Annotated in this window: 19 protein-coding genes; 18 read left to right on the top strand and 1 reads right to left on the bottom strand. The window is 58.6% G+C overall.

The genetic code is table 11. The features are described from left to right. Positions 1 to 100: 100 nt before the first annotated feature. On the top strand, positions 101 to 1204 hold the full coding sequence (locus NJC38_RS22030; RefSeq protein ID WP_253117093.1) for a nucleoid-associated protein: 1104 nt from the start codon (positions 101 to 103) through the stop codon (positions 1202 to 1204). 1 nt (position 1205) lies between these two features. Then, positions 1206 to 2444: a hypothetical protein gene (locus NJC38_RS22035; protein ID WP_253117094.1), complete on the top strand. Its 1239-nt coding sequence runs from the start codon at positions 1206 to 1208 to the stop codon at positions 2442 to 2444. On the opposite strand, the gene NJC38_RS22040 is transcribed toward NJC38_RS22035, so the two are convergent. After that, a complete protein-coding gene (locus NJC38_RS22040) occupies positions 2427 to 3068 on the bottom strand; it encodes a S24 family peptidase (RefSeq protein WP_253117095.1) in 642 nt (213 codons plus the stop codon). The genes NJC38_RS22035 and NJC38_RS22040 overlap by 18 nt on opposite strands. A 654-nt stretch (positions 3069 to 3722) precedes the next feature. Here NJC38_RS22040 and NJC38_RS22045 point away from each other — a divergent pair. The 16 genes from NJC38_RS22045 (at position 3723) to NJC38_RS22120 (ending at position 16125) form a co-directional block, all read left to right on the top strand. Further along, complete coding sequence (locus NJC38_RS22045) at positions 3723 to 4238, top strand: phage regulatory CII family protein (protein ID WP_253117096.1); 516 nt, start codon at positions 3723 to 3725, stop codon at positions 4236 to 4238. A 107-nt stretch (positions 4239 to 4345) separates the two neighbouring features. Beyond that, the gene (locus tag NJC38_RS22050) at positions 4346 to 4570 is read left to right on the top strand and encodes a hypothetical protein (protein ID WP_253117097.1); all 225 of its coding nucleotides are present in this window, start codon (positions 4346 to 4348) and stop codon (positions 4568 to 4570) included. Between the two features lie 54 nt (positions 4571 to 4624). Further along, positions 4625 to 4843 carry a TraR/DksA family transcriptional regulator gene (locus tag NJC38_RS22055; protein ID WP_253117098.1) on the top strand — a complete coding sequence of 73 codons (219 nt, stop codon included), beginning with the start codon at positions 4625 to 4627 and terminating at the stop codon, positions 4841 to 4843. Then, positions 4833 to 7046, top strand: a complete 2214-nt coding sequence (locus tag NJC38_RS22060; protein WP_253117099.1) for a VapE domain-containing protein — start codon at positions 4833 to 4835, stop codon at positions 7044 to 7046. Before NJC38_RS22055 ends, NJC38_RS22060 begins: the two co-directional genes overlap by 11 nt. Next, entirely contained in the window at positions 7039 to 7395 is a 357-nt protein-coding gene (locus tag NJC38_RS22065) for a hypothetical protein (protein WP_253117100.1), read from the top strand. The genes NJC38_RS22060 and NJC38_RS22065 overlap by 8 nt, the downstream gene beginning before the upstream one ends. Positions 7396 to 7886: 491 nt before the next feature. Continuing rightward, complete coding sequence (locus NJC38_RS22070) at positions 7887 to 8219, top strand: phage holin family protein (protein WP_253117101.1); 333 nt, start codon at positions 7887 to 7889, stop codon at positions 8217 to 8219. Continuing rightward, on the top strand, positions 8219 to 8533 hold the full coding sequence (locus tag NJC38_RS22075; protein WP_045490558.1) for an HNH endonuclease signature motif containing protein: 315 nt from the start codon (positions 8219 to 8221) through the stop codon (positions 8531 to 8533). The genes NJC38_RS22070 and NJC38_RS22075 overlap by 1 nt, the downstream gene beginning before the upstream one ends. Positions 8534 to 8695: 162 nt before the next feature. After that, a complete protein-coding gene (locus NJC38_RS22080) occupies positions 8696 to 9226 on the top strand; it encodes a P27 family phage terminase small subunit (protein ID WP_253117102.1) in 531 nt (176 codons plus the stop codon). Continuing rightward, positions 9189 to 10991, top strand: coding sequence for a terminase TerL endonuclease subunit (locus NJC38_RS22085; RefSeq protein ID WP_253117103.1), 1803 nt, complete (start codon positions 9189 to 9191; stop codon positions 10989 to 10991). Before NJC38_RS22080 ends, NJC38_RS22085 begins: the two co-directional genes overlap by 38 nt. Next, the gene (locus NJC38_RS22090) at positions 10988 to 11176 is read left to right on the top strand and encodes a hypothetical protein (protein WP_253117104.1); all 189 of its coding nucleotides are present in this window, start codon (positions 10988 to 10990) and stop codon (positions 11174 to 11176) included. The genes NJC38_RS22085 and NJC38_RS22090 overlap by 4 nt, the downstream gene beginning before the upstream one ends. Positions 11177 to 11178: 2 nt before the next feature. Next, positions 11179 to 12450, top strand: a complete 1272-nt coding sequence (locus NJC38_RS22095) for a phage portal protein (RefSeq protein WP_253117105.1) — start codon at positions 11179 to 11181, stop codon at positions 12448 to 12450. Continuing rightward, positions 12447 to 13400: a S49 family peptidase gene (locus NJC38_RS22100; RefSeq protein ID WP_253117106.1), complete on the top strand. Its 954-nt coding sequence runs from the start codon at positions 12447 to 12449 to the stop codon at positions 13398 to 13400. The genes NJC38_RS22095 and NJC38_RS22100 overlap by 4 nt, the downstream gene beginning before the upstream one ends. Before the next feature lie 249 nt (positions 13401 to 13649). After that, positions 13650 to 14966 (top strand): phage major capsid protein, encoded by a 1317-nt coding sequence (locus NJC38_RS22105; protein ID WP_253117107.1) that lies wholly within the window; start codon positions 13650 to 13652, stop codon positions 14964 to 14966. A gap of 49 nt (positions 14967 to 15015) precedes the next feature. Beyond that, positions 15016 to 15249 (top strand): hypothetical protein, encoded by a 234-nt coding sequence (locus tag NJC38_RS22110; protein WP_253117108.1) that lies wholly within the window; start codon positions 15016 to 15018, stop codon positions 15247 to 15249. 2 nt (positions 15250 to 15251) lie between these two features. Continuing rightward, positions 15252 to 15803 (top strand): hypothetical protein, encoded by a 552-nt coding sequence (locus tag NJC38_RS22115; RefSeq protein ID WP_253117109.1) that lies wholly within the window; start codon positions 15252 to 15254, stop codon positions 15801 to 15803. 1 nt (position 15804) lies between these two features. Beyond that, positions 15805 to 16125, top strand: a complete 321-nt coding sequence (locus NJC38_RS22120; protein WP_253117110.1) for a phage head closure protein — start codon at positions 15805 to 15807, stop codon at positions 16123 to 16125. Positions 16126 to 16130: the final 5 nt, after the last annotated feature.

Consider the following 16130-nt stretch of genomic DNA (forward strand, 5'->3'; position numbering starts at 1 on the left):
AAATCCTTTGAAAGTACAGATTTTTTTTGATGGCGTAGCAGCCTAGATGATATGGTTGTGATGGCTTGTAGCTATCAGATCGCATGAGAGAAAGGATTCCATGTTTAAACTTAGTATGGCAATCATTCATAGTTTCAAAAAGTTAGCGCACACAGACTATGTGTCAGAAGTTGTTAAGAAAACAAAGCTGTTGGATATTGAAAACCCCGCGCTAGAGTCACTGGCAAAGGGGATCAATGGTTTGATAGGGAAGGAAGGTAATAGCGTTGTATACGGTCAGTTTTCCAATGATGGACGACAAGGGCCGTTTCCACAAGAATTTGAAGCCTATACAAGTTTTGTTGATGATAATAAAAAATTTTTAGATCTGTCCCATTTGGCAATGGATCAGCTTGTAGATCAAGCAGGTAAACAGGTTTTATCTACTGGTGGGCATATTTTATTCGCTATATATGAGTCAGTTGGCGAGCATTTCTTTATTTGCGCCAGTATGAAGCAGAAGGGTGGTATTCAACTCGATGAGAATTACGTTCCGATAGAGATTCAAGAAGTTGATCTCAATAAGGTTCAACAAGCTGCTCGAATAAATCTCAAACGGTTCAATGAGATCAAGCAGCTGGCTCCAGAGAATGAAGATTCGGAAGCGGACAAGACATACCTTTGCTTTATTAGTAAGGGGCGTGACAGCCAAGCGTCGGATTATTTTATTTCCGCCCTTGGATGCGCAAAGGGAGTTGCTTCGGGGCGTGCGACAAAAAATGCTATCGACAATGTTGGTAGGTTTTTCAGGGATCGACCAGCGCTTAGAAGCTTGTCTTATAAAGCAAAGGAAGCTGTTACCAAGTACTTAGAGTCCGCGTTGGAGGCGGGGACGCCCGCACGGTTGGATTCAATATGTCATGCGGCTATTTCGCTTGTTTCTCCAGAGTTGGTCGAAGAAGTTGAGGGGTTGAAAGATTACCTAAATGGCGAACGGAATCGTGTCCCTAATGAGTTTACTGTCAATGCAAAGGCTTTAAAAGAAAAGACAAGGATCAAGGGTGAAGCTTCAAATTGGTCTTTGCAATTTGATAAGGGGGCTCTTGGTGAAGATCCGGTGTCAGATATCTTTTATGACTCAACGAGAAAGAAGATTACCTTATCGAATCTGTCGGCTGAGATGATTTTGTTGATTGAGAAAGAACTTAGCGCTAGGACTGCGTGATATGTTTGAGTCTGTGGTCAAGCTGTATAGATCTCTTGCTCATCCTACAGTCGAAGGTGGAGTGTTAAGTTTTACTGGGCCTTCAACCCAGGAGATTTGCGACTCTATAAAAGAATGCGAGGTGTTAGACGCTAGGTTCGGAAAGTTTGAACACGTGGACTTTACGGCTGGCGTTGTGGAGCTTGAGTTTAGGCTGCCATCAAGTGAATTTGGAAAGTTTTTTAAAGACCTTCCTGAGTTTATTGAGAGGTCTCCGTCTGTAGGTAAGGGTATATTCCCTAAAAATTTTTTTATTGTTGGGCTGAATTGGGCAAGCTTCGATGAGTCTTGTCCTCCAGAAATTCTCAAAGTTCGTAAAATGTGTCGTTTTATCGAACTGTTGGCTATGCTTGCTGTGGGTGTTGATAAAGATAGTAGCCCTGATCATTATAATTTGTTTTTTGCTCTCCCGCCGGAGGGTAATAAACCACCTAGGTCATTTCTTTTGCCGACGGCCTTCACTCCGCCCATGGTTTCCTTTGAATTGCAGCACGTTAATTTGCTGGAAGAAATTTTTAACCCAAAGAATCAGAACAAAGCGCATCTGTCTGAGCGTAAAATGATGCTATGCGTAGCTGTTGCGGATGTGCTTGAAAAACATCAGAGTGAGCCTAGTCAGTTTTTAGCCTTGGCGCGTGAGTGGAAAGCTGTTGTTAATCACTATCGGGCAAATTTGCAGTCATATGTTTACGGATTCTCTTTTGAAAAAGTGAGAAGAGAGGTCTCGCAGGCTGAGATTGAGTACGGAGCAAAGCTAAATGCTTCGTTAGCCGATATCAGCGGTAAGTTACTGGCGTTACCCCTTTCTCTCGCTGCGTTGGTAGCATTAAAAAAAGCCGAGGGTTTTCTGGAATCTGTTGTCGTGCTGGGAGGTATTCTGATAGTTTCAGTAATCCTTTGGTTCGTGATTCATAATCAGCGATTACAAGTGTCAAGGCTGCTTAATAGCTTTAATGTGGTTTTTGAAGAGTTTCAAAGCAAAATATCAACTTATCCGGAAAAGTTGAAAAAATTATTGGAGTTGACTGTTTCTCAGGTGGATAAGCAAGGAAAGCTTCTAGATAAAATCTTTTTTGTTCTACAGTTTCTGACGTTTCTTCCTGTTGTTGTTGCTGTAGGGATGCTGGTGTACTCAAATTTTGACGTGCTCAAGCAATGTGCGAAAGGTTTTTGGGTTTTCTTACTAGAGCTTCTGAATTAGCCATGTGGCTCGCCCATAGATAATCCATTCGTTAGTGAGTTTTGTTATTCTATCAGGCCAGTACGGATTCATGGCTTGAAGATATCTTTCGCCGCCTTCTTGAAGCAACAATCTGACCGTTGCATGATTCTTGCCTTTTCTGCGTACAGCTACTGTTTGACCTGAGCTGTATGCGAGGGCTGGCTCAACCACAATTTGGTCGCCAGCAGTAAAATTTGGCTCCATGCTGTCGCCATCGATTACCAGAACGAATGCTTTAGCTCCAACCTTCTTGGGTGTTGATACCCAGTCTACTGGCTCGACTTCCCCTACTTTTTCTGATTCGCACCAGATCACGGCACTTTTTGAGTCGAAGACTGGCGTTAAAGAACCGTGCGGCTCAGTGGCAGCTTCGAGCGTGACTTCCGGTGGTTGCGGGAGATCAAGATAGCCGTAGTCCAGATCTAGTGCTTGCTCTATCTCTCTAGCGATCTTGTTGCCAATTCCTTTCGTAGGATTTTTCCCACCAAAAGCGCTGACCTGCGCCGGAGCCTTACCGAGGAGGTCGGCAATGTCCACTAACCGCATATTTTTCTCGGTCAGCGCTCTGCGAAAATTTTGAAGCCGGGTGTTTGAGATTGTCATCGTAAAATTCTCGCTGAGCTAACCTCAAAGGTGAATGTCCAAAAAGGTGTTGTGATGATTAACCTTTTAGGTTATGTTTTGGGCTCAGAGGAGAAATCTATGCGTTTGCGTGAATACATACACCAGTTGGAGCCTACGGCTCTTCAGGACTATGCCCATCGTTGTTCTATAGCCCTGAGCTATCTACGACTGCACGTCAAATACGCCAGCAAGAATCCCAGCGTGTCGCTTATCAAAGCGCTAGCTCGTGAAAGCAAGGGGCGAGTCTCTCTTGCGGAGGTTCTTGAGCATTACGGAATCACTGACGACAGTGTGCCTTCTGAGGTCGCGTAGTTAGAAAAAAGGCGACCCAAGGCCGCCTGCTTTTCCCCCGACTCGCGCCACCACAGCGTTGTCGGGCCACGGTAAATGGTGGGGCTTACCAACCCACCGTATCTACCGCGTTGTTCAAGGCACGGATGCCTTGAGTTTCTGCCCGTCTCCACCACAGATAAAGGCAGCTGTTGCGCCAGGGATGAATCAAGGACGGTTCGCCCTGGCACGGTGCCGGTTTCGGTCTAGAGGACCTTGCCGGCGTGTGGACCCATAAGCCACGCGGCGAATGTACCACCATGTATCGCCGCGCGGCAGTGGCATTTTTAAAGGATCGCTGCCATGAGTCGTAATTACCCCTGTTCTGACCGGGCCTCGCGGGAAATTCTGCCGCTTGATCTGGCGCTGTACCACGCGGCACGGGAGTACCCCGGTGGCGCCGCTGCAATCGCCGCTACCACTGGCCGAAGCGCCAGTACCTTGCAACATAAGCTGTCACCCACGCACCCCAGCCACGTGATCAATATTCAGGAATTTTGCGAAATCCTGGAGCTGACCAAGGATCGTCGGATTCTTGATGCGGTTCACGCTTTGGTGGGGGACACCATCTGGCAGGAGCTGGCCGAGGCCTATACCGATGACATGCCGGAGACCATGACCAGTGGCATCGCGACATTCTTTTATAAGGTCGCAGATCTGTCTGAAACCTGGGCGCGATCGATTGGTGACGGCAAGGTCAGTGACCGCGAACTGGGCGAGCTTCGCTTGCAGGTGTTTCGCGGTATTCAGGCGTTGTTGGCCATGTACAACCGCGCTTGCTATGTGAACCAGACCACGCGGGGAGGTGAGCATGGCTGACTCAACTCCCCGGTGCCTGTCAGGCGGTTTCGGTGTGGACCTTCAGGGTCATGAGCAGACCGAGGCGTTTGAAGTCGTTACCCATCTTTCATTCAAGGTAGATTTTTATGCAGACGCTGATTATCACGGGACCACAAGGCTCGGGCAAAACCACGCTGGCCGTACAGTTGCTGGAATTCTTCGGAAAGACCCACGTCGTGGACGATTGGGACGGGCGCGAGCCTTTGCCGCTGGGGGTTTTGGCGCTGACAAATTGCGACACATTTTCAGCGGGCGATGCGCAGGTTCTCTCTCTGGAAGAGGCGCGCCAGCTACTGGCAGCGGCTGGCTGAATTGCCTGGCGGTTTATCCGTTGCTCGGCTTCCTGACCCGGTTGGGAGGTGCGCATGGCTGATAACGCTGATCGTGCCAACGACTTGCTGGAGTGGCGTCTGGACCAAGCGCTGAAAGCCCATCGGTCGCGTCCCGGCTGTGCTTCGCAGCAGTACTGCTGCACTTGCCGGAAGTGGATCCCCATGGCCCGGCAGATCGCGGCCAAGGGCTGCAAACGTTGCATGCATTGCCAGGGCGCGTTTGAACGTGCGGGGGTGCGCCATGCTGGCTGAAGTGTTGGTGCAGTTTCATGACTATGGGCTGCTGCCGGAGATGCCGTTGGTGTACGGCAAGCTGACCCGCTGCAAGACCACCCGCGATACCGGCCGGGAAAAGAAGGGCTGGTATGTGGCTTATGAACACCTCACCGCCAAGGGTGAGACGCTGATCTTTGGCAGCTATGGCGACTGGCGCCTGGGCGAGACGCAGAAGATCAAGGTCAAGCCGGGGCGGATGTCTGCCGAGGAACGCGAGGTGATGCGCGCCCGGCAGGAAGAGGCCAAGCGCCGGGCGGTGGAGGTAGCGGCTCATCGGGCGCGGCGTGCTGCTGCACGGGCTACGGCGATCTTCCAGCGCTTGCCGGAGAAAGGTAACAGCACGTATCTGCAGCGCAAGCAGGTGGTGGGCCTTCGGGTTCGTTACTCGCCGCGCAGTGGGGCGGTGTTGATTCCGCTGCAGAACGCCCGGGACCGGATTGTTGGCCTGCAGGTGATCTATCCCGACAAGCATCCGGTCACCGGCCTGTCGAAGATGTACTGGCCGAGCGGGATGACCAAGGAGGCCGCGTTTCATCTGATCGGCCCGGAGCCTGACCCCGGTGAACCGGTGTTGGTGTGTGAGGGCTACGCGACCGGCGCGAGCCTGCATATGGCGACCTCGATGGCGGTGGCCATCGCGTTTGATGCGGGCAACCTGTTGCCGGTGGCCAAGAGCATGCGCGAGCGGTTTCCGGGCCGGCCGCTGATTATCTGCCGTGACGATGACTGGAAGACCACCAAGCAGAACGGCGAGCCTTGGAACCCCGGTGAAGAGAAAGCCAGCAACGCGGCGGTGGTGGTCGGTGGCCAGGTGGTTGCGCCGATCTTTTCGGGTGAGCGGGAGGATAAGTGGACTGACTTCAACGATCTGCATTGTGCCGAAGGGCTGGATGCGGTGCGGCGGCAGGTGATGGCTGTCGTGAGGCCACCGGCTGCCGGGGGCTGGAAGAATCAGTTGGCTCGCTTGGAGAACGGCAACCTGATTCCGCATATGCAGAACGTTGAACTGGTGCTGGGCAACGATGAGCGCTGGGGTGGGGTGATCAACTACTGCGAGTTCAGCTCCAAGATCATCAAGCTGCGGGCCGCGACGTATGGCGGGGGCACGGGTGAGTGGGCTGACATCGATGATATGCGGGTGATGAAGTGGCTGGCCCAGCACTACAACTTGCGGGTCAAGGCGTCCAGTGTGATGGAGGCGGTCAGCGTGGTGGCCCATGACCATAGCTTTCACCCTGTCCGCCAATACCTGGATGGCCTGGAATGGGACCGCACGCCGCGTTTGAACAGTTGGCTGACCGATACCCTGGGTGTGCCTGCGACCGAGTACAGCGCCAAGGTCGGCAAGCGTTGGCTGATTTCAGCGGTTGCGCGAATCATGCAGCCGGGCTGCAAGGCTGATGCGGTGATGATTCTGGAAGGCGGGCAGGGCGCGGGCAAGTCCACGGCGATGAACATCATCGGCGGCAAGTGGTTCATGGATACGCCGTTTGTGCTGGGCGACAAGGATGCGTTTCAGGCGTTGCGCGGCAAGTGGGTCGTGGAGCTGGGCGAACTGGACAGTTTCAACAAGGCCGAGAGCACCAAGGCCAAGCAGTTTTTCTCGGCCACGGTCGACACCTACCGCGAAAGCTATGGCCGCAGAACGATCGACGTGCCACGCCAGTGTGTTTTCGTGGGGACCACCAATCAGGAAGAGTATCTGAAAGACCCGACCGGCAACCGGCGTTACTGGCCGGTGGCCTGTGGTGATACGGACCTGGACAAGCTGCGGGAGATTCGCGACCAGTTGCTGGCCGAGGCGGTGTATTGCTACCACGCTGGCGAACGCTGGTGGGTGACCCGCGAAGAGGAACCGATGTTCACGGCGGCGCAGGAAGATCGGTTTGTGGTCGATGAGTGGGAAGGGCCGATTTTGCAATGGCTGGAAGAGTCGCAGATCGGTGAAACCACTACCGGCAGCGATCTGCTGAGTGCCGCGTTGAAGCTGGATTTCGGGCACTGGGGCAAGCCGGAGCAGATGCGGGTCGGGGCGATCATGCATCGGCTGGGCTGGCAGCGTGTGCGTTTGCCAGCGTTGCGCAAGAGCGGCAAGCGGCCCTGGGCTTACAAGAAGCCGCCCGGCTGGGGGCGCCCGACAGCGGCATCGGCTCCGGTGCAGGAGGTCTGTTTTGGTTAAGTACATCGACGAAATGCTCAAGCTTTGGGCGCAGGAGCTGCACAGCGATCACGAAGGGACAGGCGGTGGCGGCAACATGATTGCCATGTTGATGGAGCGCAAAGGCGAGTTGATCCGGGGCACACGCGGGAGCCGGGTGCTGCTGGATGAGTCTGCCGATATCGAGCTGATCGTTAACAAGCACCTGGCGCCAGAACTGGCGGTGGCGGTGCGGGAGCATTACTGCAACCACGACAGCCTGTTGTCGCAGAAGGTGATGTATTGCGGCTGTAGCCTCAAGACTTACTACCAGCGGCTTCATGATGCGCATGTGTGCATTGCCAGCCTGCTCGGGCGGCGCGCTGCATGATGGCGCGCCGGTTGCTGTCTGGCCTGACCCACTGGCTGTTTTGCAGTGGGTCGGCTGCGGGCCATGTATTACGTGGCCTGTCCCAGTGTCCCGGCAAAAGTGCCCCGCGCACATGTGCGCCGTCATGCACGCGCGCGTCGCGCAGCGTGTGATTAATATCCTTCTACACACGGAAAAGGAGTTAATAAGTAGGACAGTAGGGTGGAGCCTTGATTTATGTGGCCTTGAGATGTCCGGCCTGTCTCTGGATCAGTGGGGCATGGAGGGACGCGGCAAAGCCGCGAAAGCGATGGTTGAAAATATCCCGACATTCACCCGACATTCACTGGGTGTTACCCGGATATTCATGGGTGGCGCCGGATTGAGCTTGATGCCAGGAAAATCAGGGGGTAAAAAGTAGTCATCTTCGACAGGTGCGGGCGCAGCAAGCGGCCCGTACCGCATACCAGACCCGGCCTTCGTGCCGGGTCTTTGCATTTCTGGGGGACGTGATGACGGACGGGCAACAAACACTGAACGAGCTGCCGCTGTGGCTGCTGATCACGCTGGCCCTGGCCGGCGGTGTGACCGGCGAGCTGTGGCGCGCCGACAAGGACGGCTTGTGCGGTTCGAAGATTGTGCGCCGTCTGGTGCTGCGCTCGGGGTCCAGCGTGATGTGCGGCGTCTCGACCATGATGCTGCTGTATGCGGCAGAGGTGCCGATGATGGCTGCTGCAGCAGTGGGCAGTTTGACGGCGATGGCGGGGGCGGATCTGGCGATCAGTTTTTATGAGCGATGGGCTGCGCGGCGGCTGGGGCTGATGCGCAGGGATGCTGACGGTTGATGCAGTCGATCAAGCAGCCCAGCCCCTACACCTACCGCTGGCAACAAGCCCGCGCCGGTTTCCTGCGCAAGCATCCGCTGTGTGTGAACTGCCAGCGTCAGGGCTTGATCGCCGCGGCTTCGGTGGTTGACCACATCAAGCCGCACCGCGGCGATATGGGGCTGTTCTGGGATCGCAACAACTGGCAGCCCTTGTGCGAGACCTGCCACAACTCCTGGAAGCAACGGCTGGAGAAATCCGGTCGGCAGGTCGGCTGCGATGCAGCGGGCCGGCCGCTGGATCCCGGCCACCATTGGAACCGGCCACGGGCCTGATTGGCCGGCCATTTTCCGGCGTGCCGAGGGTAGGGGGGTCATAAAGTTTTTGGCCTTTTTCACATAGACCGAGTCCTCCACTCTCCTTGCAAAATGCGGGAAAAATGGGGGGTGGCCCCTTGAGGCCTGGGGGCTTATTCCGTACAGACAGTGAGGTTTTAAATGGCCGGTAATGGCAATTCAGGCCGTCCGGCTAAACCGGCGGTGGTGCACCTGCTGACAGGCAATGCCAGCAAAAAGAACGTCAAATCCCTGCTGGATGAGGTCCAGCATCCGCCAGTGCCCGTAGAGGCGCCTCCAAGGCCTGACTGGCTGAGCGAAGAGGTGCTGCGTGAATGGGATCAGCTGATCCCCGATCTGCTCGCCCTGGGCCTTGTATCGCGTGTAGACGGCCAGGCCATCGCCGAGTACTGCCAGGCCAAGGTCGAGTGGCGCAAGTTCAACACCCTGATCGAGCAGATGAACGACAAGATCGCCTCGGACCACCTGGGCGATGTGCAGGTGTACAAGTCCGGTGCTGCCGACATGTCGATCTGGCGCAAGCTGCGCAACGATGCCCACCAGAAAGCCGACCACATCGGTCGCCAGTTCGGTTTCACGCCCTTGGCTCGCAGGGCGCTGAAGCTGGTTTCCCCGCAAATGGACCTGATCCCCAATGAGCCAAGAGACGCCGCCGCCAAGTACTTCAGCTGAAGTCGACCGGGCGACGGACTTCGCCCTGGCGGTGGTGAAAAAGCAACGGGTGGCCGGCCCCGATGTACGCCGCGCCGCTCGGCGTCATCTGCGCGACCTGCGTCACGGCCACAAGCGCGGTTTGCACTGGGATCTGAGCGCGGCGCAGTTCGCCATCGGTTTTTTTGAAGATGTTCTGGTGCTCAACGGCGGCGAGTTCGAAGGCAAACCCTTCCTGCTCGCGCCTTGGCAAGCATTCATCGTCGGCAGCCTGTTTGGCTGGAAGCGCGCCGATGGCTACCGGCGCTTCCGTACCGCCTTTATCGAAACCGCCAAAGGCTCGGGCAAAAGTCCGCTGGCCGCCGGTATCGGCCTGCTGGGCCTGGTGGCCGACAACGAAGCGCGTGCCGAAGTCTACGCCGCCGCCACCAAGCGCGATCAGGCGATGATCCTGTTTCGCGATGCCGTGGCGATGGTCAAACAGTCGCCATCGCTGTCAGCCCGGATCGAGATGTCCGGGCGCAACGAAAAGATCTGGAACCTGTACTACGGCAACACCGAGTCATTTTTCAAACCGATCAGCGCCGACGAAGGCCAGTCCGGTCCGCGTCCGCATATGGCATTGCTCGATGAGATTCACGAGCACCGTAACGGCAACGTGGTGAACATGGTTCGCGCCGGGACCAAGAGCCGCCGTCAGGCGCTGATCGTGATGATCACCAACAGCGGGTCGGACAAGAACAGCGTGTGTTGGCAGCACCATGAATTGGGCGTGCGGATTTGCAAGGGAGAGGAAGACAACGAAGCCTTTTTCGCCTTTATCTGCAGCCTGGACAAGGGCGATGACCCGTTTACCGATGAAAGTTGCTGGTCAAAGGTCAACCCCAGCCTGGATTTCATTCAGGAAGGCCAGACCGACGGCATTCCCGGTCGCCAGTACCTGCGCGAGCAGGTCAGTGATGCCCGTGGCATGCCCAGTAAAGAAGCCATTACTCGCCGGCTGAATTTCTGCGAATGGACCCAGGCCACTTCGCCCTGGATTTCCTGGGAAGTATGGGACCAGGCACGTGACCCCGTACCGATGTCGGTGCTGCGCAACCGGCCCTGCGTCGGCGGCCTGGACCTGGCCAGCACCACCGACCTGACCGCCTTCGTGCTGCTGTTCTACCCGACCTATGAAGACCCGCACTGGCGGTTGCTGCCGTATTTCTGGATTCCCGATCACCAGCTTGAAGAGCGGGAGCGGCGTGACAAAGTGCCGTACTTGGCGTGGATCAAGACTCGCGATATGGAAACCACGCCGGGCCGGGCGATCAGCAAGTTGTACATTCTGCGGCGTCTGCAAACCATCTGCGCTTACTTCGATGTGCGCAAGATCGGCTACGACCGTTGGCGCATCGAGGATTTCATTCAACTGGGCGACGATCACGACTTTCAGTTGCCGCCCATGATCGATTTCGGTCAGGGCTATATGTCGATGGCACCGGCCGTCGACGAATTCGAGCGGCGCCTGCTGGGTGTTGATATGCCTGTCATGCAGAGCAGCAGCGATGCGCAACGTGTCAGCGTCGAAAGCCTGCGCCACGACGGCAACCCGGTGATGACCTGGTGCGCGGGCAACACCGTAATCAAGGCCGACGAAGCCAACAACCGCAAGCCCGACAAAGCCAAGGCCACCGGCCGCATCGACGGCATCGTCGCCGCGCTAATGGCTACCGGTATCAGCGGCTCAATACCCGTAGCCTCCAGCAGCACCTCCATTTACGACCAAGGAATCGGCATATGAACCTCATCGCACTGCTGGCCTGGCTGGCCGGCGGGCTGGGCTTTGGCCTGCTGATCGGCGGCATCGCCCTGATCCACATCCCGGCCGCCTGCATCACCGCCGGGCTCTGCCTGCTGGGCTGGGCGTACCTGGCCGACCGGGCAGCGGCCGGTTTACCGCGCAACGCTGGCAACGGGAGTGGTTGAGCATGTTCTTCAGCAAGCAACTCAGCCCGGATGACGGGCTGGTGTCGGACGGCAAAAGCAGCTTCTGGCAAAGCCTGATCGGCTCGTCGCGATCCTCGGCCGGGGTCAAAGTCACCGCCGACAGCGCGCTGGCCCTGACCGTGGTGCAGAACTGCGTGACCCTGCTGGCCGAAAGCGTCGCCCAGTTACCGCTGGAACTCTACCGGCGGCTGGGCGACGGCAAGCGCGAGGCGGCGATTCATCACCCGCTGTACGACGTGCTGCGCTACCAGCCCAACCCGTGGCAAACGCCCTATGAGTACCGCGAGTACAGCCAGTTGGCGGCGGGCATGCGTGGCAATGCATTCAGCTTCATCGAGCGGGCCGACAACGGCGCGGTGAAAGCGCTGTACCCGCTGCACAACGACCAGATTCAAGTGCTCAAGGGCACCGACCTGCTGCCGTGCTACCGCATCGGCGGTCATGCGCCGCTGCCCATGCGCCTGATTCACCATGTGCGCTGGCACACCCGCAACCACTACACCGGCCTGTCACCTATTGAGCTGCATGCCGACGCGGTGGGGCTGGCCCAGGCGGTGCGTCACTACGCGGGCAAGTCGTTTGCCAACGGCACGGCGGTCAGCGGCGTGATCGAGCGGCCCAAAGAGTCGCCGGCCATCCGTGACATGGAGAGCATCGACCGGATCCTGGACCGCTGGGGCGAGAAATTCGCCGGTATCGATAACGCCAAAAAGGTCGCCTTGCTGCAAGAGGGCATGACCTTCAAACCGGTGTCGATGAACAACGTCGACTCCGAACTGCTGGGCATCATGAAAGCCACCGGCCTGGACGTGGCGCGGATCTACAAGATCCCGCCGCACATGGTCAACGACCTCGAAAAAGCCAGCTACAACAGCCTGGAACAGTTGCTGATCCAGTACGTGATCTTCGCCCTGATGCCGTGGGTCAAGCGCCACGAGCAGGCGATGATGCGCGACTTCCTGCTGGGCAGCGAACGCAAGGACTACTTCATTGAATTCAACCTGTCCGGGCTGCTGCGCGGCGACCAGAAAAGCCGTTACGACGCCTATGCGGTCGGCCGCCAGTGGGGCTGGCTGTCGATCAACGACATCCGCCGCCTGGAAAACATGCCGCCGGTGGCCAACGGCGACAGCTACCTGCAACCGCTGAACATGGTCGACGTGGCCCACAACCCGGCCAACCCCGATAACCCCGACGTCCGCGCCCGGCTGGAACAGCAGCGCGACGACATCCTGAGGATGCTTGGCGCATGAAACACCACCTCCGGGTGGCCAGCCTGCTGTTCAACCAGCCGCTGCTGACCACCCCTGACTTGCTCGACCTCGCAGTGCGCTGGGCCAACCAGACCCTGAGCCTGAACATCATCAACCTGCACACCGCAGGCATCGGCCAGGGCGCGCAGATGATGTTCGATGACGACGACCGCGAACAGCAGGACCTGCGCCGCGAAGAGCAGCGGCTGAAGGTCATCGCCGAGACCGGCATCGAAGTGATCCCGGTCAGCGGCGTGCTGGTCAGTCGCGGCAGCCATCTGGCGGCCTGCGAAACCATGACCAGCTACGAAGACCTGCGGCGTTTGCTCAGCCGCGCCGTGGCCGATCCGCTGGTCGAACGCATCGTGCTCGACATCGACAGCCCCGGCGGCAGCGCGGTCGGGGCCTTCGAACTGGCGGCGGACATTCGCGCCGCCACGGCGATCAAACCGATCACCGCGCTGGTCAACTTCATGGCCTATTCCGGGGCTTACCTGCTGGCCGCTGCATGCAGCGAAATCGTCGTCAGCCAGACCTCCGGGGTCGGTTCCATCGGGGTGATTGCCAGCCACATGGACCGCTCGAAAATGGAAGAGGGCATGGGCGTCAAAGTCACCACGGTCTACGCCGGGGCGCACAAAAACGACCTAAGTCCGCACGAGCCGCTTACCGCCCAGTCGCTGCAGGTGCTCAACGAACTGGTGCAAGACAGCTACCAGATGTTCACCCAACAGGTGGCCGACTACCGCCACCTCGACGTGGCCAAGGTCATCGCCACCGAAGCGGCCTGCTACCGGGGCGCCAAGGCCATCGCCATGGGCCTGGCCGACCGTATGCAGGCACCGCAACAGGCGCTCGACCAACTGAGCCAAGGCATCGCCTTGCACCGGCAGCAACGCCAACGCATCAGCCTGCAAGCCCGCGCCTGCGCCATCGCTGCCCGACTCTGACCGCGTTCGCGGCCGCACCACCCACCGCCCTCAGGGTAAGGCTGATCAGTTAATCAGGCGTGCTCCTTGTGGGAGCGACCTTGGTCGCGAAGGCGGCGTCGATACCCACCGCAAATGGGCTGATTTTACCGGCCCTTTCGCGAGCAAGCTCGCTCCCACTGGGCCGCAACAAGGCAGTGAAACATACCCCAACCGCCTGAACTGATCGGCATTAGCCCTCAGGGCGGTTTTTTTATTCTGGAGAGACCCATGTCCTTGGTTACCCAATTGCGCAGCGAACGCGCCAAACTCAACGAGCAGATCCAGGCGCTGGCGCGCATCGAAGCCGACGGCGGCGTGCTGGATGCCGAACAACTGACATCCTTCGATTCACTCAACAGCGCCTTTAACACGCTGACCGACAAACTCAGCCGCGCCGAGGCGGCCGAACGCACTGCGCTGGCCAGTGCCGTGCCGCTCAGCGAGGGCGCGCAAGGCATCACCAGTCCACCGGCCGGTGGCATCAGCGGCCCTTTCACCGCCAAGCCGATTCCCGGAGCCAACATGGCGCAAATGGTGCGCTTGCTGGCCGCGACCCGTGGCGATCAGCAGGCTGCGGCGAAAATGGCCAGTGACGGCGGCATGAACCCGGAAATCGCCATGGCGCTGAGCACTGTGACCCCCGGCGCGGGCGGGGTGCTGGTGCCACACAGTTTTTCCAGCGAAGTGATCGAGCTGCTGCGGCCCAAGTCGGTAGTGCGCAAACTCGGCGCCGTGTCGTTGCCACTCAACAGCGGCAACCTGACCATTCCACGCATCAAGGGCGGGGCGATTGTCGGCTACATCGGCAGCGAAGAAGACGTGCCGGTCACCGACCTGAATTTCGACGACCTGAAACTGTCGGCCAAAAAACTGGCCGGCCTGGTGCCGATCAGCAACGACCTGCTGAGCTATTCCGGCACCAACCCCAACGTTGACCGGCTGGTGGTCAACGACCTGACGGCTGCGGTCGGCCTGGCCGAAGACCTGGGCTTCATTCGCGGCGCCGGGACCGGCAACCTGCCCAAAGGCCTGCGCTTCTGGGCACCGGCGTTCAACATCATCACCTGCCCGTCGGACAAAGAGCTGCACATCGTCGAAATGGCCCTGTCGGCGCTGATCCTGCGCCTGGAACAGGCCGACGCGAACATGCTGATGCCGGGCTTCATCATGGCCCCGCGCAGCAAACGCTGGCTGGCCGCGCTGCGTGACGGCAACGGCAACAAGGCCTACCCGGAGCTGGACCAGAACCTGCTCAAAGGCTTCCCGGTGGCGACCACCACCCAGGTGCCGATCAACCTCGGTGAAAACGGTGATGCCTCGGAAATCTACTTTGCCGATTTCGCCGATTGCTTCATCGGCGAAGACGACGACATGGTCATCGACTTCAGCAAAGAGGCCACCTACAAGGACAACGCCGGGAACATCGTCAGCGCTTTCCAGCGCGACCAGACCCTGGTGCGGGTGATCGCCAAGCACGACTTTGGCCCCCGGCACATCGAGTCGGTCGCGATGCTCACCGACGTGGTCTGGGGCGCCGGGCTGTGACGTCATCCACGGCCCGCACTGGCGGGCCGATTCCATTGCGAGGTAACCCATGTCCAAAGTAATCATCACCTTCGCCAAACACTGGCGCGGCTACGCGGCGGGCGAAACCGCCGGTTTCGACGAAGCGGTCGCCCAGACCCTGATCGATGCCGGTGTCGCCACCGAACATGAAGGCGGCAAGAAGCAACGCCGCCCGACCAAAGCACCGAGCAAACCGGCGGCGGAACCCCGACCTGAACCCGCGACCCCGGCCGCACCTGCCGACAACGACGAGAAACCCTGAGCATGGCCCGGCGCATCGCCTACACCGGCGAACCGGTGCTGAGCCTGGATGAAGTCGCCCAGCAATGCCGCCTCGATGCTGAAGACCTGCAGGCGGCGCTGATCGAGCAGGTGATCATTCCCGGCGTGACCCAGCAGGCTGAGGCGCTGTCCGGGGCAGCGGTGCGCGAGGCCGAATATCAGGAACACTGGCCTGCGTCATACGCCAGTGGCCGGGTGCTGGAAATCGGTCAGGTCAAAGCCATCGTCAGCGTCTGCCAGGTGCAGGCCGATGGCAGCGAACAGCCGCTGAACGTCGCCACCCGACTGGTACACAGCGCCAAGGAAACCCGGCTGCTGTTTCCGGCCGGGCGTCCTGCAGGTGAACTGTCGATTCGTTATCTGGCCGGTACCGACCTGGATCGTCACCCCGGCGTGCGTTCGTGGTTGCTGATGCACGCGGCCACCGCGTACGAACACCGCGAGACCGTGGTCACCGGCCAGACCCTGGCCAAGCTGCCCGGCACCTTTCTCGACTCGCTGCTCAGCGAAATCACCATACCGGCGAGGTTCTGACATGGGCGCAGGCCACTACCGGCACCGCTGCCAGTTGTACCGCAACGAGCCGATCCGCGACCCGCTAGGCGGTGACACCGACCGCTGGGTGCTGGTGCGGGCATTCTGGGGCGACGTGCGCGCCGTCAGCGGCCGTAATTGGCTGGCCGCTGCCCAGCACCAGGCCGAGGTCACCGTGGAAATCCACTGCCGACCGTTGGCGGCGCTGGCCGGCATGCGCGTCGCACACGACACACTGACCTACCAGATCGAACAACCACTGCTCGACCGGGGCCGCCACCGGCTGCGGCTCATGTGCAAAACGGTGACATCCATATGGTGAAGCCG

The sequence above is a fragment of the Pseudomonas sp. 21LCFQ010 genome, from assembly GCF_024129905.1.
GTDB lineage: Bacteria > Pseudomonadota > Gammaproteobacteria > Pseudomonadales > Pseudomonadaceae > Aquipseudomonas.